The organism is Holdemania filiformis (genome assembly GCF_003459085.1).
Lineage (GTDB): Bacteria > Bacillota_I > Bacilli_A > Erysipelotrichales > Erysipelotrichaceae > Holdemania > Holdemania filiformis.
On record NZ_QRUP01000003.1, the window covers coordinates 22025 to 45550 of the forward strand.

General features: G+C 51.7%; 22 protein-coding genes. 2 read left to right on the top strand and 20 right to left on the bottom strand.

Features of this window, described 5'->3' with window-relative positions:
• Window positions 1-24: 24 nt before the first annotated feature.
• Complete coding sequence (locus tag DWY25_RS03445) at window positions 25-378, bottom strand: hypothetical protein (RefSeq protein ID WP_117893697.1); 354 nt, start codon at window positions 376-378, stop codon at window positions 25-27.
• Between the two features lie 137 nt (window positions 379-515).
• Window positions 516-1259 carry a PHP domain-containing protein gene (locus DWY25_RS03450; protein ID WP_117893700.1) on the bottom strand — a complete coding sequence of 248 codons (744 nt, stop codon included), beginning with the start codon at window positions 1257-1259 and terminating at the stop codon, window positions 516-518.
• A 145-nt stretch (window positions 1260-1404) separates the two neighbouring features.
• On the opposite strand from DWY25_RS03450, the gene DWY25_RS03455 reads away from it, so the two are divergent.
• Window positions 1405-1977, top strand: coding sequence for a TetR/AcrR family transcriptional regulator (locus DWY25_RS03455; RefSeq protein ID WP_117893702.1), 573 nt, complete (start codon window positions 1405-1407; stop codon window positions 1975-1977).
• Window positions 1978-2117: 140 nt separating this feature from the next.
• Here the strand turns inward: DWY25_RS03455 and DWY25_RS03460 are convergent, their stop codons facing one another.
• The 12 genes from DWY25_RS03460 to DWY25_RS03515 form a co-directional block, all read right to left on the bottom strand.
• Complete coding sequence (locus tag DWY25_RS03460; RefSeq protein ID WP_117893705.1) at window positions 2118-3881, bottom strand: FAD-dependent oxidoreductase; 1764 nt, start codon at window positions 3879-3881, stop codon at window positions 2118-2120.
• 262 nt (window positions 3882-4143) lie between these two features.
• Window positions 4144-6273, bottom strand: a complete 2130-nt coding sequence (gene pulA / locus DWY25_RS03465) for a type I pullulanase (protein ID WP_117893708.1) — start codon at window positions 6271-6273, stop codon at window positions 4144-4146.
• A gap of 159 nt (window positions 6274-6432) precedes the next feature.
• Window positions 6433-8841 (bottom strand): glycogen/starch/alpha-glucan phosphorylase, encoded by a 2409-nt coding sequence (locus DWY25_RS03470; RefSeq protein WP_117893711.1) that lies wholly within the window; start codon window positions 8839-8841, stop codon window positions 6433-6435.
• 217 nt (window positions 8842-9058) lie between these two features.
• Complete coding sequence (gene glgB / locus DWY25_RS03475; RefSeq protein WP_117893715.1) at window positions 9059-11026, bottom strand: 1,4-alpha-glucan branching protein GlgB; 1968 nt, start codon at window positions 11024-11026, stop codon at window positions 9059-9061.
• A complete protein-coding gene (locus DWY25_RS03480) occupies window positions 11023-11259 on the bottom strand; it encodes a hypothetical protein (protein WP_117893718.1) in 237 nt (78 codons plus the stop codon). The genes glgB and DWY25_RS03480 overlap by 4 nt, the downstream gene beginning before the upstream one ends.
• A 183-nt stretch (window positions 11260-11442) precedes the next feature.
• Complete coding sequence (locus DWY25_RS03485) at window positions 11443-11925, bottom strand: nucleotidyltransferase domain-containing protein (RefSeq protein WP_117893721.1); 483 nt, start codon at window positions 11923-11925, stop codon at window positions 11443-11445.
• A gap of 14 nt (window positions 11926-11939) precedes the next feature.
• Entirely contained in the window at window positions 11940-12482 is a 543-nt protein-coding gene (locus DWY25_RS03490; RefSeq protein ID WP_117893724.1) for a GNAT family N-acetyltransferase, read from the bottom strand.
• 85 nt (window positions 12483-12567) lie between these two features.
• Entirely contained in the window at window positions 12568-12777 is a 210-nt protein-coding gene (locus DWY25_RS03495; RefSeq protein ID WP_006057580.1) for a cold-shock protein, read from the bottom strand.
• A 631-nt stretch (window positions 12778-13408) separates the two neighbouring features.
• Entirely contained in the window at window positions 13409-13744 is a 336-nt protein-coding gene (locus tag DWY25_RS03500) for a hypothetical protein (RefSeq protein WP_117893727.1), read from the bottom strand.
• 422 nt (window positions 13745-14166) lie between these two features.
• Window positions 14167-15780, bottom strand: coding sequence for a CTP synthase (locus DWY25_RS03505; RefSeq protein ID WP_117893729.1), 1614 nt, complete (start codon window positions 15778-15780; stop codon window positions 14167-14169).
• Between the two features lie 12 nt (window positions 15781-15792).
• Window positions 15793-16335, bottom strand: a complete 543-nt coding sequence (locus tag DWY25_RS03510) for an ANTAR domain-containing protein (protein WP_117893732.1) — start codon at window positions 16333-16335, stop codon at window positions 15793-15795.
• Window positions 16310-16504 carry a hypothetical protein gene (locus tag DWY25_RS03515; protein ID WP_117893734.1) on the bottom strand — a complete coding sequence of 65 codons (195 nt, stop codon included), beginning with the start codon at window positions 16502-16504 and terminating at the stop codon, window positions 16310-16312. Before DWY25_RS03515 ends, DWY25_RS03510 begins: the two co-directional genes overlap by 26 nt.
• 298 nt (window positions 16505-16802) lie before the next feature.
• Here DWY25_RS03515 and DWY25_RS03520 point away from each other — a divergent pair, with 298 nt between their 5' ends.
• A complete protein-coding gene (locus DWY25_RS03520) occupies window positions 16803-17504 on the top strand; it encodes a hypothetical protein (RefSeq protein WP_117893737.1) in 702 nt (233 codons plus the stop codon).
• Window positions 17505-17532: 28 nt separating this feature from the next.
• Here the strand turns inward: DWY25_RS03520 and DWY25_RS03525 are convergent, their stop codons facing one another.
• The 6 genes from DWY25_RS03525 to DWY25_RS03550 form a co-directional block, all read right to left on the bottom strand.
• Window positions 17533-19227: a phospho-sugar mutase gene (locus DWY25_RS03525; protein ID WP_006057572.1), complete on the bottom strand. Its 1695-nt coding sequence runs from the start codon at window positions 19225-19227 to the stop codon at window positions 17533-17535.
• Between the two features lie 98 nt (window positions 19228-19325).
• Complete coding sequence (locus tag DWY25_RS03530; protein ID WP_006057571.1) at window positions 19326-19592, bottom strand: HPr family phosphocarrier protein; 267 nt, start codon at window positions 19590-19592, stop codon at window positions 19326-19328.
• A gap of 101 nt (window positions 19593-19693) precedes the next feature.
• A complete protein-coding gene (gene rlmH, locus DWY25_RS03535) occupies window positions 19694-20170 on the bottom strand; it encodes a 23S rRNA (pseudouridine(1915)-N(3))-methyltransferase RlmH (RefSeq protein WP_117893740.1) in 477 nt (158 codons plus the stop codon).
• The gene (locus tag DWY25_RS03540) at window positions 20167-21258 is read right to left on the bottom strand and encodes a S1C family serine protease (RefSeq protein WP_117893743.1); all 1092 of its coding nucleotides are present in this window, start codon (window positions 21256-21258) and stop codon (window positions 20167-20169) included. The genes rlmH and DWY25_RS03540 overlap by 4 nt, the downstream gene beginning before the upstream one ends.
• Complete coding sequence (locus DWY25_RS03545) at window positions 21194-22012, bottom strand: MBL fold metallo-hydrolase (protein ID WP_117893746.1); 819 nt, start codon at window positions 22010-22012, stop codon at window positions 21194-21196. Before DWY25_RS03545 ends, DWY25_RS03540 begins: the two co-directional genes overlap by 65 nt.
• Complete coding sequence (locus tag DWY25_RS03550; RefSeq protein WP_117893749.1) at window positions 22006-23514, bottom strand: M23 family metallopeptidase; 1509 nt, start codon at window positions 23512-23514, stop codon at window positions 22006-22008. The genes DWY25_RS03545 and DWY25_RS03550 overlap by 7 nt, the downstream gene beginning before the upstream one ends.
• Between the last annotated feature and the right edge of the window lie 12 nt (window positions 23515-23526).

Below are 23526 nucleotides of genomic sequence, written 5' to 3' on the forward strand. Positions count from 1 at the left end.
TTTCCTCCTGTTTGTTTATTCTTTTTAAAGGGTCCAAACAGGAGCCGGCGGGGCCAGCCGGCCGACCGGCACGGCTAAAATTTTCGGTTTCGCTCTCTGTGCGCTGCGATGGATAACCGGCACAACATTCCATAAGTTGAGCGGCGTCTGAGCCAGGACCGGCTGAACTCCGCCGGTCATCAACGGCGTTGAAGGCGTCCCGGAGCGTTTCTTATTCAGTGTTTCCGCACTCTGCAGCTGCGCTTCCTTCTCACCAGCCGCCTCCGTCTGTATCGTCAGGGCCGGCTGCGGCAGCCGGGTCTGCGGTATGGCAAGCAAGCTCCAGGATAAAAGCAGGCAGAAGCTCAGCGACAGCCATCGTAAAAAACCAGAAATCATCGGCTTCCGCCTCCTTTCACTTTCCGCGTCAACTTGATATCCGTTTAATCATACACTGTTTCAGCAGCTTTGGCAATCACGCTGCGAAGTCAGTCTTATCCATGAAACAGCGTCGTTTCACTGGATTCGCTTCCTGTTTAAAACGTCAGTTTGGACGTGACCGCGATTCCCCACTCCGCCGCCAGCTGTTCCGCCTGACGCACCGCGCCGTCGACCAGATTGCGCGGATCATGAGCGTCCGAGCTGATGATCGTCGTCAGCTTGTAGCGCTTGCTGAGATTCCAGATCTGGGCGTTCGGATAGCCAACTGAGCGGCGCAGGCCGTTTGCGTTGATTTCCACCGCCACGTCCCGTCTTTCACATTCCGCAAAGATCCGGTCCATGCATTCCAGCAGAAGCGGCGTCGGCTGCTCGTAATTCACCATGATCACGTCGGGATGGGCGAGCAACTGAAAGAATCCGGTGTTCAGCGCGGCGATCACATCTTCGGTATATTGCCAGGTTTCCCGATCCCGGTCCTGCATTGCGAAATAATCGTAACGATGATCGGCGCTTTCATGTTGCCCCAGAATCCACAGCTTTACGTTCTGATGATCGCGCAGATTGGCAAAGCGATTCATTTCTTCCGGGAAATATTCGCATTCCAGCGCTTTGAAAAGAGAGATCTGATCACCATAGCGTAAAATGACATCATCCGCCTCCGCCAGAAACGCCGGCATCTCGCCCCAGGTCATCCGCGGCCCCATCGGCCGTTCGCTGGCCACATGCTCGCACACCGCCATTTCTTCCAGGCCGCAGCGCAGCCCTTCTTTCACATACTCTTCCAGCGTTCCCCGGCCATGCCGGCACCAGCGGGAATGGGAATGAACATTAGCAATCATCCTGGTCCTCCTTATCAAATTCAAAATCCGGCTTCTCTATTTCGCGTTTGAAATTCCCGGCAGCTTACGCTTCTGCTGCATTTGCCCTGTCGGCTTTCAAAGCGTACCGACTTTATTTTACCATAATTTATGCTATAATTTTCGCATGAGAAAACCATCGAACAAAGAAAAGATACTGGCCCAGGCACAGCTGCGGTTAGACGCGGGCACCTTTGACGAAATGACAGTGCGTGAGTTATGCCAGGCGGCCGGAGTTTCCATCGGCAGTTTCTACCATTACTTTCAATCCATCGACGATCTGATTATTGAATTTTACTTATCGAACGCCCAACGGGTAGAAACGCTCCGGCAAAACCAGCTTCAGAACCTGGCCGTCTGGGACGCGCTGCGGACCTACCTGGAATTTCAGATTCAAGGCACGCTGAACACGCCGGTAAAACGGCTGAAATACATCTACACCTACAACATCAATCATACGCGGCTGCCTTTAGAACGCCAGCGGGCGGTCATTCGGGAGCTGCTTGAAAAAGCGCAGGCGCAGGGTCAGATGAAAATGGAATTTGAATGCGAAGATATCGTCAATCATTTCTTCATCCTCGTCATTGGCAACATGATCCGTTACTGCATTGAAGACGGCCATTATGATCTGCGCGGCAATTTATCGTGTCAGGTGGAGCATTTGATCCAGCTGATCGCCGTTTCTGACGCTTTACTTTAATCCAGACTTCCGCTTCTTTCCCATACAATGAAAGCTGGCTAAGCAAGACTTTGATCAGTCTTGTGAGCCAGCTTCTTTTTTTAATGTTATAAATAGCTTAACGACATCTTCCCGTCGCTGCGCGTGATCCGAATAACCGATTATTTCAGCGTCTTGCCGTAAGCAAGGGCGCTGGCGGCGGCGATCCGGCCGGAATTGATGCAGTTTGCGATCGAGGTGCCGCTGCCCGGATATTCTTTATTGATCAGATCGCCGGTGCTGACTTCCCCAGCCGCATACAGGCCTGGAATTGCCTGACCCGTCGTATCCAGAACTTCATACTTCAGATTGGTCTGCGGGCCACCGAAGGTTCCGGCGGTGTTCATCGTACATCTGACGGCATAATATGGCGCAGCCGTCACTTCGCTCATCAGCTCGGCCGCTTTGCCGAAATCTTCATCGTTGCCGGAAATGGCGAGTTCATTATACCGGTTCACGGAGGCCGTCAACCGTTCGGCGTCCATCCCGGTCAATGAAGCCAGGGCTTCCAACGTATCCGCTTTGTACGCTGAGCCGTCTTCCAGCGCTGCGTTCAAGCCTTCTGATTCGCCGGCATTGTCCAGAATGATGAAAAACTCCGGAGCTCCGGTTTCACGCAGAACGATCGGCGTGCGGACCGGCCGCGGGCTGGATTCATCCATAAAGCGTTCCCCTTTGACGCTGACAAACAGACCGGAATAGGTGAACAACTCGCCCAACGCACCGCCATAAGGCAGAATCTGCGCAATCGCGCTGTCGTTGCCGATGATGTTCGCGCCGATCTCGCGGGCCATGATCAGGCCGTCGCCGGTGTTGCCGGCGCCGGTATTCGTCCGCGCATTGGCATAGGTCGGAGAATATTCCTGCATCAGCTCAGGATTGCGGTCATAACCGCCCGTGGCCAGAATCACCGCCGGTGCGTTGAGCGTCACATCAGCATTTTTCTGTTCCGCCTGCACACCCGCAATAACGCCGTCATTGACAATTAAATGAGTGCCGCGGGTTTCCAGCAGGATTTCAACACCCTGTTCCAGCGCTCGGGCTTCCAGCGGTTTGATTAAATTCACGCCGGTTTTTCCTTCGACGATCAACCCCCGGTTCGGCTTCATCGCCGGATTCGGCGTGGTGATCTCGTCGGAGAACGAAACGCCCTGCGCGATCAGCCAGTCGATATTCGCGCTGGAATTTTCCGCGATCAGGCGCAGTTTGTCTTCGTTGACAAGTCCGTCACCCATCGAAATCATAAAGTCCGCGAACAGTTCAGGCGAATCCTCGATTCCCTGTTCCCGCTGAAGCACGCTGTCGGCAGCTAAGATCCGTCCTTCGGAAAGTGCGGTGCTGCCGCCCAGACTGCCTGTTTTCTCAATCAAGATGACGTTGGCGCCGTCCGCAGAGGCTTCGATCGCCGCGGTTAATCCCGCCGCACCGCCGCCGATCACGACGATATCGGCCTCTTTTTCAATCGTTTCCCGCGGCGTATCCGGTGTTTCCCGCGGTGTTTTCAACAATTCGATATCCGCCTTGGCCTGCGTCAGCGCCGCTGCAGCGCCCTCTAAAATAGCGTTGGAAGACTCGGTTGCACCGGAAACCGTATCGACCGCCAGCGACTGTGTTTCCACAATCGCCGCCGGGATTGTTTCCAACGCCTTATCGCTGATTCCCGCGGTTTCCTGGTGTTCCTTGACGCTGACCTGCGTGATTTTCTCCTGCTTAATTTCGACTTCTACATTTACCTCTCCGCCATGGCCCGTCCCTACGCCTTCATACACGCCGTCCTGAACGCCGCTGAGCGCGCTGGCTTCTGTTTCCGCCGCCGGCGTTTTCGCGCAGGCAGTCATGCTGAATATAAGCAAAGCTGCCAAGATGATCTGAATTCTTTTTCTCATAGTTCCTCTCCTTTTCTAAAACAGAACATGTTCGGTTTTATTATAACAAAGCGCTTGCCGCTGTCAAGAAAATTTGCGAATTCATGAACAAAAGCAAAAAAACAGAAATCCTGAGCGGCCTTCCGCAGGACTTCTGTCAGACTCTCCCCCAGCCTTTCGCAGTGGATTCGATTATAAACACTTCTCTATCGCGTTCTAAATTCGCAATCGGGTAGGAAGCTAAGGGAGCCACGAAAAAAGCGCGGCTGCCCGCGCTTTGGGATTATTTGACGACAACCACCATGGTGATCGGATTGACCGCCAGATTGCGAACCATGACCGGCGTGGTCAACAGACCGGCTTCGTTGAAAATCTGTTGATAATCTTCCTCCAGTTCGACATACTGCACAGTCAGCGACGGATTGAAGAACACCTTGATCGTCTGATAGCCGCCGTAAGCTTCCACGTCGTTAAGCTGATACAGCAGCATCTGGCCTTCCGTCACTTCAAAATGGACATGACTTTCGATTTCCTCGGCGCTGGCAAAACGGAACGCGCGGATCAGCTTGCGCAGCCGCAGACAGTCGCGGGTAAATTCAACGACCTCATTGTGCCGGTTCTTGCGTTCCCAATCGATCTGGTTCACGTTATCCGGCGCGTTGTAGGTATTGTGATAGCCGTATTTTGTCCGGCAGAATTCCTGGCCGCTCTGTAAAAACGGCACGCCCTGAGCGACCAGCGTTACGGCGATCATCAGCTTCTGGCGCTTTACGCGGATCTCCCGCACCTCATCCTTGCAGCAGTCCTTCATCTTATCCCAGCTCGTCGCGTTGTCATGACATTCGACATAGTTGATACTTTGGGTAGGCTGTTGATAAATCTTATACATTTCCTTGTTCAGCGTGTTGGCGCACAATGCGGACGGCATATCGTGGGCCTGAAACAGGTTGCCTGTGGCATAGCCCTTGGCCTGCACGTCGAAATCGGAGGTCTTGCCTTTGACGACGTCGCGGAAGTAATCATTGAAATGCGCTACCTGCGGCATTTTCGCGTTGTTACGCTGACAGGCCTTGAGATCGTCGTTGAGTGCCGTCGGCAAATCCCAGCCCTCGCCATAAACCATTAACTCCGGCTTGAGTTGGCGGCCCGCCGCGACGACAGCGTTCATTGTGTCGACGTCATGAATGCCCATTAAGTCAAAGCGGAAACCGTCGACGTCATAAACCTCAATCCAACGGCACACGATATCGACGATGTACTTGCGCATCATTCGTTTTATCGAATCCGTATCGTTTCCGCAGAAAGAACCGTTGGACAGAAAGCCCGACGGCGTAGTGCGAAAATAGTAATACGGCACGCACTGGCCGAACGCAGAGAACTGGATATCATAGTGATGGTTGAACACGACGTCCAGATTGACGCGCAGTCCGCGCGCATGGAGTGTGGCGATCAGCTGCTTTAATTCGCGAACGCGGCAGCGCGGATCATTAGGATCGCTGGCATAGCTTCCCTCCGGACAGCCGTACTGCAACGGATCATAGCCCCAGTTATAAAACAGCTCCGGATGTTCCTCATCGACTGTCGCAAAATCGGCGACCGGCATCAGCTGCACGTGCGTCACGCCCAGCGAAGCAAGATAATCCAAGCCAGTCGGCTTGCCCTGCAGCGTCGTACCGACTTCGCACAGTGAACGGTACTGGCCGTGCGTGCGGGTTCCGCACTGAGCCTGGTGGGTAAAATCCCGCACACTCAATTCGTAAATCACCGCATCCGTGTAACGGGTAAAGGGCGGCAATGCAGATTTGGGCATCTGCGCCATCCGTTTCCAGTTGACCAGGCCGCTGCGGCGGCCGTTAGCCGTGGACGACAACGCGTAAGGATCCGGGCTCAGATGAAGTTCTCCGTTGACCTTGACCTGGTACAGATAGGTTCCTCCATCCCAATCGCCGTCCGCCGTGAAACGCCAGACGCCTTTTTCTCCTCGCGTCATCGCGGCCAGCACCTGTTTGTCTGCTAAGCGAAGATCCAGCTGCACCTCGCAGGCTGTCGGCGCCCACAGCGCAAACCGTGTCTGGTTTTCCTCACAGAATGCGCCCAGTTCGCCCTCATACGCATAGTCCTCGTCAAACCGGGCAGTCTGAACGATCCGGCGGTATTGCAGCACCGCGCGGTGTCCATGTTCCTCCACGATTTCCAAAGCTTCTCCGATCTGAACCTCGGCCGGCCCCGTCAGCGTATACCGCGTATAGCTTTCATGCGATTCCAGCTCCCGGATCTGGCAGGCCGTCGCTTCCCCCTGCGGACGTTCCAGATAAAACCGGTCGCTTTTCCCGTTATAAAACCGCTGTGACAAATATACAACTATTTTCCCGTAATCGTCCAGAAAAGCTTCCATGCTTGTATTCTCTTTCATACGTTCCCTCTTTTCTGATGTCGTCTTTTACTCGTATTGAAATTGCCTGTTCTTCTATTATAATGGACAAGCCCAGTACACAACAAGCATTTCCCGCCGACTTTTTAAAGGAAAGCAAAAGAAAATCCCGCGTTTCTTGAAAAACGCGGGAAGACTTCCTTATTTATCGTCGATCCGGACTGGTGTAATATGCCAGATTTCTGAAGCGTACTGCTGGATTGTGCGGTCAGAGCTGAAATAGCCCGACTTCGCGATGTTGACCAGGCAGGCTTTTGCCCACTGGCCGCGGTTGCCGTAGCGCCGCTGAATTTCTTCATGCGCCTTGACATAGCTGTCAAAATCCGCTAACAACAGATATTCGTCGTTCTTATACATCAGTTCGTCGAAGATCAGCTTGAACTCGTCGTGATCCTCTGCCCAGGTGCCGTCCACCAGCGAATCGACCGCTTTTTTGATGCGTTCGTCGCCGTTGTAGTAATCCCAGGCGTTGTAGTTCTTCTTCAGTTCCGTCACCTGATCGACGGTTAAGCCGAAGATCACGTCGTTCTCACGGCCGACGCGTTCGTCGATCTCGACGTTGGCGCCGTCCAGCGTGCCCAGCGTCACCGCCCCGTTCATCATGAACTTCATGTTGCCGGTACCGCTGGCTTCCTTGCCTGCCGTGGAAATCTGTTCGGACACATCCGCCGCGTTCATCAGCACTTCCGCGATGGATACGCTGTAATTCGGGATGAATACGACTTTTAACATCGAATTGACCGCCGGGTCGTTGTTGATCACATCGCCGAGACTGTTGATCAGCTTGATGACTTTCTTGGCGAAGTAATACGCCGGGGCTGCTTTGGCCGCGAAGATGAACGTCGTCGGCGTAATCGTAAACGACGGATCTTCCTTCATCCGCTGATAGAGGTAGATAATGTGCAGGGCGTTGAGCAGCTGCCGCTTGTAAGCATGCAGACGCTTGGCCTGAACGTCAAAGATGGAATTCGGATCAATCTCGACGCCGCAGCGGTCTTTGACCAGCTTCGCCAGGATTTCCTTGCGCTGATGCTTGATCTCCAGAAACTGATTCTGAATCGCCGGATCATCAACATACTCCATCAGCTTTTCAATTTCGTTGAGATCATACTCATAGCCTTCGCCGATCAGCTCGTCGAGCATTTTCCGCAGCTGCGGGTTGGAGTACAACAGCCAGCGGCGGTGCGTGATGCCGTTGGTCTTGTTATTGAACTTATCCGGATACAGCCGGACAAAGTCGTGGAACAAATCGTTGATCAGAATGTCCGTATGCAGCTGCGCGACGCCGTTGACGCTGTGGGATCCGACAACGGCCAGCGAAGCCATGTGGACCTGATCGTCTTTCAGGATCGCGACGCGGTAAGCCATGTCGCGCTCATACGGGAACTTCTCCGCGACTTCCTTTAAGAAGCGGCGGTTGATTTCCTCGATGATCATATAAATTCTTGGAAGCAGCCGCTGCACGAAGGCAATCGGCCATTTTTCCAGCGCTTCCGACAAGATCGTGTGGTTGGTGTACGCCATGACGGAGTTCGTGATCGCCCACGCGTGATCCCAATCGTAGTGATACTCGTCCATCAGAACGCGCATCAGTTCCGGAATCGCCAGCACCGGATGGGTGTCGTTGAGCTGGATCGCGATCTTTTCACCGAGGTTGTCAAGCGTCGGATATACGCGCAGATGTGAGCGGATGATCGACTTCACGCCGGCGGAAACAAAGAAATACTGCTGCTTCAGACGCAGGATCTTGCCATCGTCGGTCGAATCGTCCGGGTACACGTTCAGACAGATTTCCTGCAGCTCCTGTAAATACAGCCGGAAATCCTTATTGGTCGGGATGATATCGGAAGCCTCCGCTGACCATAAGCGCAGCGTGTTGGTCTCCTTGGTGCCATGACCGACCACCGGCATATCGTAAGGCACAGCGCGGATGTGTTCCGCATCGACATGATCGAAAATCAGTTCGCCGTTTTCATTTTTGCGCATTTCGACGTGTCCCCAGAACTTCACGTCGACCGCGCTCTTCGGTTTACGGACTTCCCAGACGTTGCCCAGTTTCAGCCACTGATCCGGAACCTCCACCTGATAGCCGTTTTCGATCTTCTGGCGGAACAGTCCGTATTGATAACGGATACAGTTGCCGTTGCCCGGCAGCTGCAGCGAGGCCAGCGAATCCAGGAAGCAGGCGGCTAAGCGGCCCAGACCGCCGTTGCCCAGACCCGCATCGGATTCCAGGTCTTCCAGCTCGTTGATGTCGATGTCCAGATCCTGCAAGCCGTCGCGGACAAGCTCGTAAATGCCTAAGTTCATTAAATTATTGGTTAAAAGCCGGCCGATCAAGAATTCCATTGAGAAGTAATACATCTGCTTCGCTTCGTCGGCAGCGATCTTCTCTTTGGTTTCTTTCCAATGGATCCCCGCAAAATCACGGACCATCTCGCCCAGCACCATAAACCGTTCTGTCGGATGGGACTGTTCGACAGAGCGTCCGTAATTTTCTTCAATCCGTTTGGTGAATTCTTCTACGAATTCCTGTTTGTTATTGAACATAAAATTCCTCCCGCGTGTATTTTACCAGTTTTTCCCTAAAACGCAATCGCTTCCTGTTAATAAAAGCGGTTACTTCTTCATTTTTACCTAAAACAGCGTTACTATTCGTTTTTTCCTTTAATCCTGATTCCTGTTTAATCAGATCTTTTTCAAGAAAAGAGCCCCTGCAGCGAATTCCCCGATACTTCCGTGTGCTGCAGGGGCGATGCTTTTTTCCCTATTCGGCTTTCTTTCGGACGGTCGTTTTTTTCTTTTTTACCGTAGTTTTCGCCGGTTCCTCGGCGGCCGCGGTTTTCTTCTCCGGTTTCTCCGCGCCTGCTTTTTCTGCCTTTTTTGCGGTTTTTTTCTTCGCCGCTTTCTTGCAGATCAACAGGATGCCCGCAAACGGTGCAACGCGGATGTCCAGCGATTGTTCAAAGTGATGCGCCGGCAGTGTTTCGGTCGCCACCGGTTTGAAGTTGCACATATTGCAGCCTTCGTAGATATCTTTTTCCGTATTGATCAGCTCGCTGTAGGATCCGGCCTGCGGCACACCGATCCGGAAATGTTCATAAGACGCCGGTGTCATGTTGAGCACGACGACCATGATATTTTGTTCATCTTCGCGATAATAGCTGTAAACGCTCTGATCGCCGTTATCGGCGTCGATCCAGCGGAAATACTGGTGATCGTAATCATAGCGGCTCAGCGCCCGGTGATGGGAGTAAATCCGGCTGATATCCTGGAAATACCGCGCGAACGCCGCGTGACGGGAATACCCCAGTAAAAACCAGTCCATCTCGCGGGCTTCGTCCCATTCACGGAACATGCCAATCTCATTGCCCATAAAGTTCAGCTTCTTGCCCGGATGGGTGAATTGATAGAGATAGAGGTTTTTGGCCTGCGCGAATTTCTGATCGTAGCTGCCCCACATCTTGTCGACAATCGTATGCTTGCCATGCACGACCTCGTCGTGGCTTAACGGCAGGATGAAGCGTTCGGAATAGAAGTAGGCCATCGAGAACGTCAGCTCGTTGTGGTGATATTTGCGGTAGATCGGATCGCGTCCGTAATATTTGAGGGTATCGTTCATCCAGCCCAGATCCCACTTATAATCGAAGCCCAGCCCCAGCTCGAGCGTCGACTTGGTGACCTTCGGATAATCCGAGGAATCCTCCGCGATCAACATGACCTCCGGATATTTCTTCGACAAATAATAGTTCTGACGGCGGATAAACGCAAGCGCGCCCTCGTTGGTGCCGCGGTTCTTGTTTCCGCCCCAGTAGATGATGTTGCTGACGGCGTCGATGCGGATGCCGTCGATGTGGTACAGATCGCACCAGAATGAAGCCGAAGACATTAAGAAGCTGCGGACTTCTTCTTTCCACAAATCAAAGTTCATCGTGCCCCATTCGCTGTGGGCGTCGTTGACGTTCGGATATTCATACAGCGCTTCGCCGTCAAAGTAACGGAGCCCGTGACTGTCCTTGACGAAATGCACCGGAACCATGTCGAGGATAACGCCGATGTGCTGACGGTGGCATTCGTTGATGAATTCCATCAGATCCTTGCACTGGCCATAACGGGAAGTACAGCTGAAATAACCGCTGGCCTGATATCCCCAGCTGCCGTCGAACGGATGTTCGTTCAGCGGCATCAGCTCGATGTGCGTAAAACCATGCTCCTTGACGTACGGAATCAGCTCCTTCGTCAGCTCGCGGTAGCTTAGCCAATAAGGGCCGTTCTTTTTCCAGCTGCCGGCGTGAACCTCATAGATGTTCAATGGCTCGGAGAAGTTCTTGGAGCGTTCGCCCAGCCAGATCTGATCCTTCCACTGAAAGCCTTTCAGATTGACGATGACCGAAGCGCTGTTCGGACGCATCTCGCTGTAAAACGCATAGGGGTCGGACTTATCGAAAACGTTGCCGGCCGAATCCTCAATCCGGTATTTATACAGCTGACCTTCTTTTAAATCCGGGATAAACAGACTCCAGATGCCCTGATCCTCCGGCAGCCGCTCCATGTTCGCATTCTCGCCGTTCCAACCGTTAAAATCGCCGACGACCTGAACGCTGCGCGCATGCGGCGCATAGACCGTAAAACGCACGCCGTTAACGCGTTCATACGTGAAATGAGCGCCGAACAGCTCGTAAGCGTCAATGCAGTGCCCCTGATGAAAGCTTTCAATGAGTGTTGTCTGATTCATGGATTTCCTCCTGTTTCTCTCTCTTTTCTTTTATGCCGAAAACCGCTGAACATGTCTATTCCTTCCAGCGTTTTTTCAGCATCATGATCTTCATTCCTCCAGATCTGAATTAAAAAGAGAGCGGCTTCCGCCTTTGTTCTATCTACTATCATATTACAACATTGCCCCCGACAGTTCAATCTTTTCTTGTCATCTTTTGTAAGCCCTTTCGCATTTTGTTCAGCCTTTTTCATCCCGGTTTTTCCTGTTTTTTCAGCGATATAACACCCCTGGAAATGATTACCTCAACGAAAGAAGCGGGCGTTTTGCCCGCTTACTTGTTTTTATCCGATCCTGCAACCAGTCGTTTTTGCCGTCATTGCCGAATGATAACCGACGGATATTTTTTTACATTCAGCCGATAAAACATCGGTCCTTCAAAACTTTGCTTTCTTCTGCGCCCGGCGCAGAATCTCTGCTTTTTCCGTTCGTCCCATCAATGTGTAATAGGTTTCCCAGACCCGCAAAGAATGCAGCGGAATCCGCTGTCCCTCCAGTCTGAATCCTTCCTCGATCTCCTCACTGCGAAGAGGAAGCTCATCAACGTGACCTTCGCTGACGATAGCCAGTCCGCCGATCACATCGATTTCGACGCCGTCGATCAGAAATTCCATAAAGCAGCGCGTCTGAAAGGCGGGCGACGGGATAAACGGACGGCGGGTACCGAGCGGCTCTAACAGTTGAGCAACCTGTTCGCCGGCCTGTTCATCAATCATCAGATCGAGATCGTGAAAGTCGGAAACCAGACCTTTAAAATAGAGCAGCAGCGAACCGCCGACAGCCCATTGAATTTCATGTTCATTGAACAGCTCTGCCAGCTGAACTAACACCTGAAGTTTTTCCTCTTTCGTTTTTGTCATCGTGAAGCCCTCCTTTATTTCATGCGCAGATACAGTTTGCGGAAAACCGCCGGGTAGATCCGTTGATAAAGCGCTGAAATACGGCGGCGGAGCTGCGGATCGTCCAGACTGGCCGCCAGATCCAGCACCAGTACGGCGTAATCGACATGATAGAGATGCAGCCGGATCCCGGTTAACCGCGCTCCGGCGCGTTGATAAAAGGCGATCCGCTTCCGCGCTTGTTCCGTCGGCGCGGCTTCGGCTTCAATGACGATCATTTCCCGGTCGGCAAACATCGTTTTCAACTCGTTCAAAAACCGGGTTCCCCACCCCTGCCCGCGGGATGACGGTATGATGGCAAAATAGTCCAGCAACAGGCAGCGCTGCGCTGTGTCTTGTTCCAGTACGGCATAACCGATCAGCTTATCCTGCTCGAAATAGCCTAAGCATAGCGCGATATTCTTTCGCTTCTGCGCCAAAATGCGGCTCAGCGGTTTTAATTTGTCCGGCGGAAAATCCTGTTTCATCGCCTGCCGGTAGACCTCGGTCATTTCCGCATCGTTGAACGATTTGATCATCAGCGCTCCTCCTTTGCTTCATTCTCCTTTTCCGTTTTTATATAAAATAAAAGAGGCCCGCAGGCCTCAAAGTAGGTTGGTTTGATTAAAGAACGGTAACGTTGACTGCGCGTGTCTTGCCGCTTCTTTCGTCGTTTTCAACGTCGTAAGAAACCTTCTGTCCTTCTTCCAGGGACTTGTAGCCGCTGCCGTTGATGCCAGAGAAATGAACGAAGATATCACCCTGTCCGTTGTCGTCAGAGATAAATCCGTAGCCCTTCTCAGCGTTAAACCATTTTACTTTTCCAGTATTCATTATGAAATACCCTCCTTATTGAATTTAGAACTTTCGGGTCAATAAGCTAAAACGCGCTCGAAATCACCTCTTGAAGCATGATCTCACAGCGCGTTATCATATCATCCAACGGTCTAAATCTGTTAATATTATATGCTCAAACAAAAAAGTTGTCAACTACTTCCAGGGTCGTTTGAACTAAAGTTTGAACAAAATTTTTATTCAGGAGCGAAAATAAGTACGCTGTCTTAATCCAACACGAAACGGTGTTTATTTTTGTGGTATTCCAGTTTACATTTACGCATAAAAACTCGTTATTTCAAAGCATTAAACCCGGTTACCTCATTAAAAAATACTGAAAGAGACTAGAAAAAGCTGCGCTAAATTTATGGTCAGATACAGTCAACTGGTTGCAATAATAGAATTCCTGACGCGAAATCGTGGGAATTTCCTAAAAAATAGATTGATCTCTCCGCCAAATCGCAGCGGTTACGTTTCAGGATTATCCGGGGATTCTTTATTAATAGATTTCATACTTTCCTACTGAAAATGAATACAATTTAAAAGTGAGCTCTTTGAAGTTTTACTAAAACTTAAAAGTAATTTTACTTTTTTCATTTTCTCAGGAGGCTTTTTTGAATTTTGCGCAATATTAAAGATGTAGGGTCTTTGATAAGGCGGCTGCCCGTCCTGGATGGATCATTTCTTTTGATTCATTTGTTTTTCGAGCTTGTTTTCTCAGCTCTGGAAAGGAGGGGCTTTCTATGAAATTTTTCATGGAACTTTTGTCTTCTTTAACGATAAGGGACATTCTGGCGGTTGCCCAGCTTCTGACAACCTGTCTTGACTGCATCTTAAAAATTATAGAACTCGAAAGAAAAAGTGCCGCAAACTCCACCAAAAGTAACCGGCACTTATCTGTCCACCACTTCTCAAATAAGAGATAGTGTCTGACGGGTATCGCTTTCTCAAGCGTCCCTACACCCATAGTATAGGCCATTCTTGAGTTATTTCAAGTGTTTTTATAAATTTAATTATGCTTCTAAATTTATCTTCTTTCACTTTGCCAAGGAGGATAGAAAAGAAGACAGGCCCCGCTAAAAACTGCCGGCTGACTCTGTAATCAGCCTGAAATCAAGATGTTCTCAAGGGGTTTCAAGGTGTTCTGTTTTTTATTACCTTTGAAACTCGCGAAGTAACCCTTTTAACTTTTCCTGTTTCCAGCGTGCAGTAACTGAACTTTCTTTAACTAGCACCCTGGTTTTGGCCTGGCCTTCAGCTTCTTTCCGGGGGAATCTCGCACAACTGATTCCTTTTGCGGATCTGTTCAACAGCTTCAAGAAAGCTGGATTGGTTTTATCCTTACGCTCTTATATCGGTGAAACGCGGAGCGGGAATCAGCGATGTGCTTTACCCTTCCCTGTTATTCTTCTGACGGTTCAGCGCCGCGGCGATCAGACCGGAAAATAACGGATGAGCTTTGTTGGGACGACTCTTGAATTCCGGGTGATACTGCACCGCAATAAAATACGGATGATCTGCCAATTCGATCGCTTCGACCAGACGGCCGTCCGGAGAAGTTCCGCTGATCCGCATCCCATGCGCTTCAAATTCTTCCCGGTAAGCATTGTTAAACTCATAACGATGACGGTGACGTTCCCGGATCTCGATGCCGCCGTAGATCGAAGCTAAGCGCGAATGCGGCTGGATAAGACAAGGATAGGCGCCTAACCGCATTGTACCGCCCTTTTCCAGTTCATCCGATTGATCTGCCATGAAATCAATGATCTTATGCGGACTGGCCGGGTCAAATTCACGCGAATGCGCATCAGTATAGCCTAACGCATGACGGGCGAATTCAATCGCAGCCGTCTGCATCCCCAGACAAATTCCCAGATAAGGAATCTGATAACGCCGGGCATAGTGCGCCGCCGCAATCTTCCCTTCAATCCCCCGGTCGCCGAAACCGCCGGGAACTAAAATTCCATCGCAATCGCCCAGGATAACTTCCGCGCTTTCTTCAGTAACGGTTTCCGCTTCGATCCAGCGGATTTCCACCTGCGCGCCATTGGCATACCCGCCATGACGCAGCGCTTCGGCCACCGATAAATAAGCATCGCGCAGCTTCACATATTTCCCGACTAAACCAATTGTGACATGCTCGCGGCTCTGACGGATCCGGTCGAGCATCTGATTCCATTCGCGCAGATCGCACTCCGGGCAATCCAGCTGAAGCAGCTCGCACACCTTGTCCGACAGGCGCTGTTTTTGAAGCATGAGCGGCGCTTCATAAAGCACCGGCACCGTGCGGTTTTCAATCACGCAGTCCGGCTGAACGTTGCAGAACAGACTGATTTTTTCTTTTAAAGCAGAGGGCAGCGACTGATCGCAGCGGCAGACGATGAGATCGGGCGTAATCCCGTTGGCGCGCAGTTCGCGGACAGAATGCTGGGTCGGTTTGGATTTCAGTTCACCGCTGCCTTCAATATAGGGAATCAAGGTCACATGGATGAACAGGCAGTTTTCCTTTTTCACTTCCAGCGAAATCTGGCGGATTGCCTCGATAAACGGCTGACTTTCGATATCGCCGATTGTCCCGCCGATCTCCGTAATGACGATGTCTGCATTGGAAGACTCGCCGACTGAATAAATAAATTTTTTAATCTCATTGGTAATATGCGGAATCACCTGCACGGTTTCTCCGAGATATTCGCCCCGGCGTTCCTTATTTAAGACATTCCAATACACCTTGCCGGTCGTCAGGTTGGAAAACCGGTTCAGGTCTTCGTCGATAAATCGTTCATAATGGCCCAAATCCAGATCGGTTTCCGCGCCGTCTTCGGTGACGAATACCTCGCCATGCTGATAAGGACTCATCGTTCCGGGATCGACATTGATATAGGGATCCAGTTTCTGGGATGCGACTTTTAATCCCCGGGATTTCAACAGCCGGCCCAACGAAGCGGCGGTAATGCCTTTTCCTAACCCGGAAACGACGCCGCCAGTTACAAAGATATATTTCATACTTTCATCTCCTCACTTTTGTTTGTTCTCAGATAAGACCTTCCGGGCGGCTTCGCCGCGGCTGATCCGTAAATTCATCGCCATTTTTTCCAAAGCGTGATGGGCTTCGTCCTCGCTCATCCCCGTTTCCATCAATACCTGCTTCGCCTGACGGATTTGCCGGCTTTGTGCCGCAAGTCTCTTCAAAGCCGGACTGCGCTGAAGCAGCGCCGGGGCTTGATCCGCGATTTGATTCAGCAGCGGATCCAACCGCACCGGACGTTCGCACAACAGTACGTTCTTCCATTCCGTCTTCCTTTGTTTTTCAGACGCCGTCCAGAACAGAAAAAACGTGTCCGGATAGTCCGCCGCCTGCTTTAGCAAGATTGGAAGCGCAGTTTCTTCCTGGGACGGCAGGTCGATCAAGACCAGCGTCAAGGGCTGCAGTTTTAACAGCGGCGTCATGGCGGCCAGGGTACCGGCCTGGTCCACGAGTTGTCCGCCGATCCGGCGGATTATACTATTTAAACGCATCTCTGCGCTTAACGCATTATTCACCAACAATACGGTTAACATTCGGTTTCGCCTGTCTTTCCTCTGTTAGTGTGGACAACGGACAGCGGATATATCCCCGCCGCTGTGTCAGCCCGGGCATTGCTTCCGGCAATCCGCTAAAGATCAGCCGGTTAAACCGGACATCGTATTCCTGAATCGGACGGAAGGAAAATTGCTTGTTTTTCAGCATCGGCTTCACCTCAATTTCAATAAGAAAAAGGGGACATGAAAAACTGACATTTCATGAACCCCTTTGTTCAATGGGAGTATTATACAGGAACACTTTTTTCAGTTCAAGAATTTTTTTCTGAATTTATATTCCAATTTAAAGGAAGCGGATCGATGCGTTGAGGCCTTCCTTTCCCTCCCTGTAAGCAACTGCGGAAAGTTGAATCGGAATTGATAAAAACTGGAACAGTCTTGATCAGCAAACTATTTTGAGTTATAATTAACTCAATTGAAATATTATAGAAAAGGAGTGCACGCAGATGACCGAAAAAGAACTGGAATTTCTAACAGACACCGACACGTTGCTGAACCGGGTCCGGGATTACTTTGACGAAATCGACGAATGGTTAGTCCTGGGCGGCAGCAAAGAACAAGCGTGGGATAACGGCTGGAAAGCGGGACGGACGGAAGGCTTGATCGAAGGCCGGCGGGCTTTATTCCTGGATCTTGTTCAACAGCGGATGACGCTGACAGAAAGTGAGAGAAGCCTGATTCCGCTGCTTGAGGAAGAAGACATCCGGACCTTGCTCAAAATGATCGATCTTCTTGAAAACGGCAAGGATCTGCGGAAACAAATTGAAACGCTCGTAAGCCAGCGGATCCTGAATTCGCATTCTGAGAAATCCGATCCGGAAAAGAAAGAAAGCCGCGGCGATTATTTAAAAGACACCGGGATGGCGATTGCCTGCATGCGCGCACAGTTTGATAAAATTGACGAACAGCGCAGGCTGGAAAAAGAGCGGGAGGCCGGCTTTCACGACGGCTGGGAAGCAGGACAGCGTGCGTTGATCAAGTTCATCCTGAATCAGCGGATGATTCTGACAGAACGGGATGAAAGCGCGCTCGCCATGCTGAACGAGGAAGAACTGACCCGTTTGTTCGGCGTCCTGATGCAGATTGAAGACAAAAACGAACAGCGAAAACAAGTCAAAGAACTGCTGAAAAAGAAAATCAGATCCTGAACTTCGGGATCTGATTTCTTTTTATCACTTATGCGACTAAATCGGCAATCGCTTTCTGCATGATTTCGGTCTTGGCTTCGGCATCCTGCGCGCTGGCGCCCTTGATGCAGTAATAGAACTTGCATTTCGGTTCAGTGCCGCTTGGACGGATCGCAATCCAGGATCCGTCGGCCAGATAGTATTTCAGCACGTTGCTTCTGGAGAAGCCTTCCAAAGCGGCGATCACGCCATTTTCCTCGCGGGTTGCTTCCTGATAGTCCTCGATCGCGACAACCGCAGTACCGCCGATCTGCGCCGGCTTGTCCTTGCGCAGCGTGTCCAGGATCTCCTTGATCCGCAGCGCGCCCTCCTGACCCTTTAATGTCAGCGAAGTCTGGCTCTCCTTGTAATAACCCAGTTCGGCATACAGACCGTTCAGCACGTCGACCAGTGTCTTGCCCTGAGCTTTATAGAAGCAAGCCGCTTCCGCTAACATCAGGCAAGCCTGCGGCGCGTCTTTATCGCGGACAAACGGTTTGATCAGGGAACCATAGCTTTCCTCATAACCGAACACATAGTTCTTGGCCTGCGTCTTTTCATACTTGGCAACCTTTTCGCCGATGAACTTGAAGCCGGTCAGCGTCTTTTCCGTTTCCACGCCATATTTAGAAGCAATCTTTTCACCCAGATCGCTGGTAACGATCGTATTGAACATCACCGGATTCTGCGGCATCTGCCCCTTCGCCTGCAGCTGAGAAAGGATGTATTCGATCAAAACGGAACCACTCTGGTTGCCGCTGAGCAGCACATACTCACCCTCGTGCAGCACGCCGACGCCCATCCGGTCGGCATCCGGGTCGCAGACCAGAATGATATCGGCCTTCTTTTCTTCAGCCAGCTTTAACGCCAGCTCGTAAGCGCCCTTTTCTTCCGGGTTCGGAGTCTTGGTGCAGGAGAAATCCGGATCCGGCGTGCACTGTTCCTCAACCGGCGTGAAATGATAACCGGCGCGGGTGAAGACTTCGCGGACCGGAATGTTGGCGGTGCCATGTTCCGGTGAGAAGACGATTTCCACCAGATCGCGGTTGACGTCCGGATTTAACTGAATCGAAAGCACATTTTCATAATAAGCTTCATCGACGTCTTTGCCGATCATGTGGATCAGCTCCTGCTGCGCGGATGTGAGCTGCGGATCGATCGCCAGTTCATCCTCAACGGCGTTGACCTGATCGATGACCTGCTGGGCTAAATCCGGCACTAACTGACAGCCGGTTTCATCATACAGCTTATAACCGTTGTATTCCCGCGGATTGTGCGAAGCAGTGATCATGATGCCGCCAAAGCAGTTCAGATTCCGAACAGCGAAGGACAGCTCCGGCGTCGGCCGCAGCGTTTCAAAAACATAGCTGGTAATGCCGTGACTCGCTAAGACCGCCGCGGACTCCCGCGCAAACTCACTGGACATGTGACGGTTGTCGTAACCGATCGCCACGCCCCGCCGCATCGCTTCCTCGCCGCAGCCGACGATGTAGCGGGCAAAGCCCTCGTTCGCCTTGCGGATCGTGTGGATGTTGATGCGGTTGGTGCCCGCGCCTAACAAGCCGCGCATGCCCGCCGTTCCAAATTCAATATTCGTATAGAACGCGTCCTGCTTTTCTTTCTCGCTCATGCCCGCCAGCTCTTTTTTTAGCTGCGGATCGATATGCGGATGATTCAGCCACCGCTGATACAATTCTTCGATCATAGTTTTTCCTCCCTTGATGATCAATTTCGACAATGTTTGCGCTTACATAACCCTTGGAAAAAAAAGAAGATGCCGCGCATCTTCTTATTCAATCCAACTTATGCAATTACTTTCTGTGCACGCAGAACTTCTTCGATTGTTGTGATTGCGACTTCTTCGTCTTCGCCTTCACAGGTTACCGTCACTTCGGACTGTGTCGGAATGCCCAGGGACATAACACCCATGATGGATTTCATGTTGACAGAACGTCCTTTATAAGCAACCTTCACTTCGCTCTTAAACTTGCTGGCAGCGTTGACAGCGACCGTTGCTGGACGTGCATGTAAGCCAACTGGATCAATAACCAATACAGAAATCTGTTTCATTTTGTTTTTTACCTCCTGCTCTACCTGAATTCATTTTAACTCATTTTTGAACGTGTTACAAGAAGAAAGTGAAGAAACGATAGGGCTTTCTGTCACCGCTTTCATTTGTGATAAGGTTCGTGATTCAAAATCCTGAAACTTCGATAAATTTGTTCAAGAACCAACAAACGGCACAGCTGATGAGGAAACGTCAGATCGGACATCTTCCAGCGCAGATCAGCCCGGGCAATCACTTCCGGACTGACGCCCAGCGAGCCGCCGATGACAAAGGCGATCTGACTGCCTTGATAACTGAAAATCTGCTGGAGCTGATCCGCCAGCTGCTCCGAGCTGTACGACTTGCCTTTTAAATCCAGCAGAACCACGGTTTCATCCTTCTTCAGCTTCGCCAGAATCCGCTCGCCTTCCTTCTGCTTCACCTGCTCGTTTTGTGCCGGCGAATTGGATTGCGGCACTGCGATATCGTCGACTTCAACAATCTCCGTCTTACAATACGGCTGCAGACGCTTGAGGTATTCCTGGATGCACTGCTGCATCGGTTTTTCCTTGATGCGTCCGACGGCAATCACCCGGATCATTCAATCGTCACGCTCAGCTTCACTTCCTGGTTGTTGCGCAGGACGACCAGCTCGGCCGGATCGCCGATCGTTTTGCCGTAAAGCAGCTTGCGGAAGGTCTTATAGCTGTCCACCGGCGATCCGTCAAAACGGATCAGGATGTCGTTGACATGGACGCCGGCTTTTTCAGCCGGACATTCCTCGGCGACCTTCGTCACCAACAGGCCTTCGGTCTGATCCAGACTGATGCCCATATAGCTTTTCTGATAACTGGTCAGGGCGCTGACGTCCTTGCCGCTGATGCCGACAAACGGCCGGTTGACCTTGCCGCTGGCCTTCAGCTGTTCCACAATCGTCGTAACTTCGTTGATCGGGATCGCGAAGCTGATGCCTTCAGTGGAATTTCCCTGCAGCTTCATCGTCGTAATGCCGATCAGTTCGCCGTTCATATTGATCAAAGGACCGCCGCTGTTGCCGGCGTTGATGGCCGCGTCGGTCTGCAGCACCAGCATATCCCAGTCGTCCGTTCCGTCTTTATCCACATCCATGGAAATCGTGCGGTCTTTGGAGGAAATCACGCCGACCGTCACGCTGCCGTCGGCTTCCGCTCCCATTGAATGGCCGATCGCCATGACCCATTCGCCTTTTTTGCACAGCGACGAATCGCCCAGATCAAACGCTTCAGCCCGGAAATCGGGGATCACTTTTAACAGCGCCAGATCGGTATAGGGATCCGCTCCGACTAACTCCGCCGGCAGCTGTTCGCCGTTGGCAAACGATACGTGAATCGGACCTCCTGAAGCAATGACATGCTGATTGGTAATGATATAGACAGCCTCGGCGGTCGTGCTGTAAATGGTGCCGCTGCCGCTGGCAATCAGATCTTCGCCGGTTTCATCCAGCACCGACACGCCCGTCACCTTCGCCTCGCTGCGTTCGACGATCTTGGTGATATCCGAGGTGACGACCGAAACCGGACGCGTCGACTGCTGCGGATCCTGCGTCGGCTGTTCTTGCGCTTTCTCTTTTTTTACCTGCCACAGCTCAACGGTCAGAACTAAGTTCCAGCACGCCAACAGGGCGGTAAGCAGAATCAAGCCTTTCTTCATATCGGCATCCTCCCATGAGTATTTCATACTGGCCCGCGGCTTTCAGCACCAAATCCTTTCGGCAGGCGCATTGTTTCAAGGCGTCGGCGCTGACCTGCCAGGCCAGCTGCGGCTGGTTCGCTTCTTCGCTGAGATGGGCTAAGAAGATCGAACGGGTCCGCGGCGTCACTAAGCGTGTCAGCAAATGGGCACAGTCCTCGTTGCACAGATGGCCGCTGTCGGAAAGAATCCGCATTTTGATCGGATACGGACGCCGGGTCTGCATCAACATTCCCACATCGTGATTGCTTTCCATCACATAATAGTCCGCATCGGCGATCAACGGTACGCATTCCTCCCGGACATATCCGGTATCGGTAATGTAAACCAGCTTTTCCTGCGCCGTTTCCAAGACGAAGCCGACAGTATTTTCAGCATCGTGGGACAACGGCAGCGGCGTCACTCTGAGATCGCCCACCTGAAATGGCGTGTAGGGCTTGATCCAGTGCTGATCCGCGCGGTTTTCCAGCCCGAAAGCCGCATAGGCTTCAACGCCGGAAAACATCTTGAGCTGGCTTGTATGGTCGCGGTGACCATGGGTGACCAACAGTGCCTCTGTGTCCAGATAGTCTACACCGATCATGTGAAAACTGCGTGTTAAATAAGTCTTGGTCGTGCCGCAGTCGATCACGATCTGCGTGGCGGCGGTTTTTAACACAAAGCAGTTGCCTTTGGAACCGCTCGCCAACAGGTAAAATTCCATCGAGCCTAACATGGCAGCCACCCGTTGCACGGGTTCTGACGCACGCCGTTTTTCATGATGAAGAAATGAACGTGCGGTCCGGTCGCCCGGCCGGTCATGCCGATCTGACCGATGATCTCGCCCTTTTCGACGTTCTGCCCGACCTTGAAGAAGGCTGGCCGGTTCATGTGGCCGTAATAGGTCTTATAGCCATTGTTGTGGTCGATGATCTGATAGTAGCCGTTAATTGAAGTGTATCCGGTTTCCGCGATCGTGCCGCGGTCGGCGGCATACAGATTACCGTAGCGGTTATAGGAATTCTTGATGTCGATCGCCTGATGACCACTGTAACAGCCCCAGCGGCAGGTAATTGACGGATTGTCGACCGGCCAGCGGAACGTGCCGGTGCCGTAGCCCGGAATAACCTTTGTGCCGACGCGCGTTTCTTCGCGGACCGGCTGGCGGGTGATAATTGAGGACACTAACGTACCGCCAGTATTCTCGCCGTTAATCCAGACTTCCTCATAGAACGCGTTGCGCGAACCATTCTGCGCGTGGACATCGGTGACGGAGGAGCCTTCCTTCATATTCGGATCTTCCTTATAAATCGGATCCTCCGGATAAACTTCTTCTTTGGCCACGCGTTCTTTCGTAACTCTCACGGTGATCGGAGATTGGAAATTGGTGACGTTGAGCACCATCCCCGGCTGAATCAGCTGATCGACATTGTCCAGCTGATCGCTGTTGATCGACACGACCTGCTGAGCGGACAACCCGTTCTTCGTGCCGACACCGTCGATCATATCGCCTTCCACAACCGTGTAATATTTCATTTCCAGATTCGGATCGGCGCCATAGCTTAAATAATGCAGAATTTCCTGCTTGTCCTTTAAAATATTGGAAGACGAAGCGCGGCCGCTGGTCACGGTCATTTTCTCAAGCACGTCGATGCTGACCTCGCGGGTGCCGTAGGTTTTCAGCTCCGGTGTGAATTGTCCCATCCGCACTGTATCCAGCGTCTCTTTGGACACGAAATTCAACAGGTATTGATCCCGGGCATCATAGAAATCCTGGAGATTTTTAACGTAAATCGTCGCGTACACATCGTTTTCATCCGAAAAATCGATCCGGTTGGTTTCGACGGAAAACAGATCGTTTTCCTTTAAGTACGCGCAGATAGCCTCGTCGATATTCTCATACCGGGTATAGCTCAGCTCGTCGGTGACGATCAGATCTTCTCCCAGCTCTAACCGGGTATTGGGAAAATCATCTTCATAGACGCTGTGATAGACCTCGTCTAACAGCGCTTCGACTTTCGCGTAATCGTTGACGACGCCGACCAGTTTCCCGGCGTTATAGATTTTTTTCACCGTCCGCGGCTGAGCGGAAAGACTTGCGACCTGCTGGGGAAGCAGACTCTCTTCCACCTTTCCCTGCGCCGTGACAACCTGATTCGCCCGGGAGAGGGATGGCCACAGTCCGGCAATCAGCGCGCTCAAGATCAGCGCGGCGGCAATCGGTATCCATTTTTTCATTCAATCCTCCCT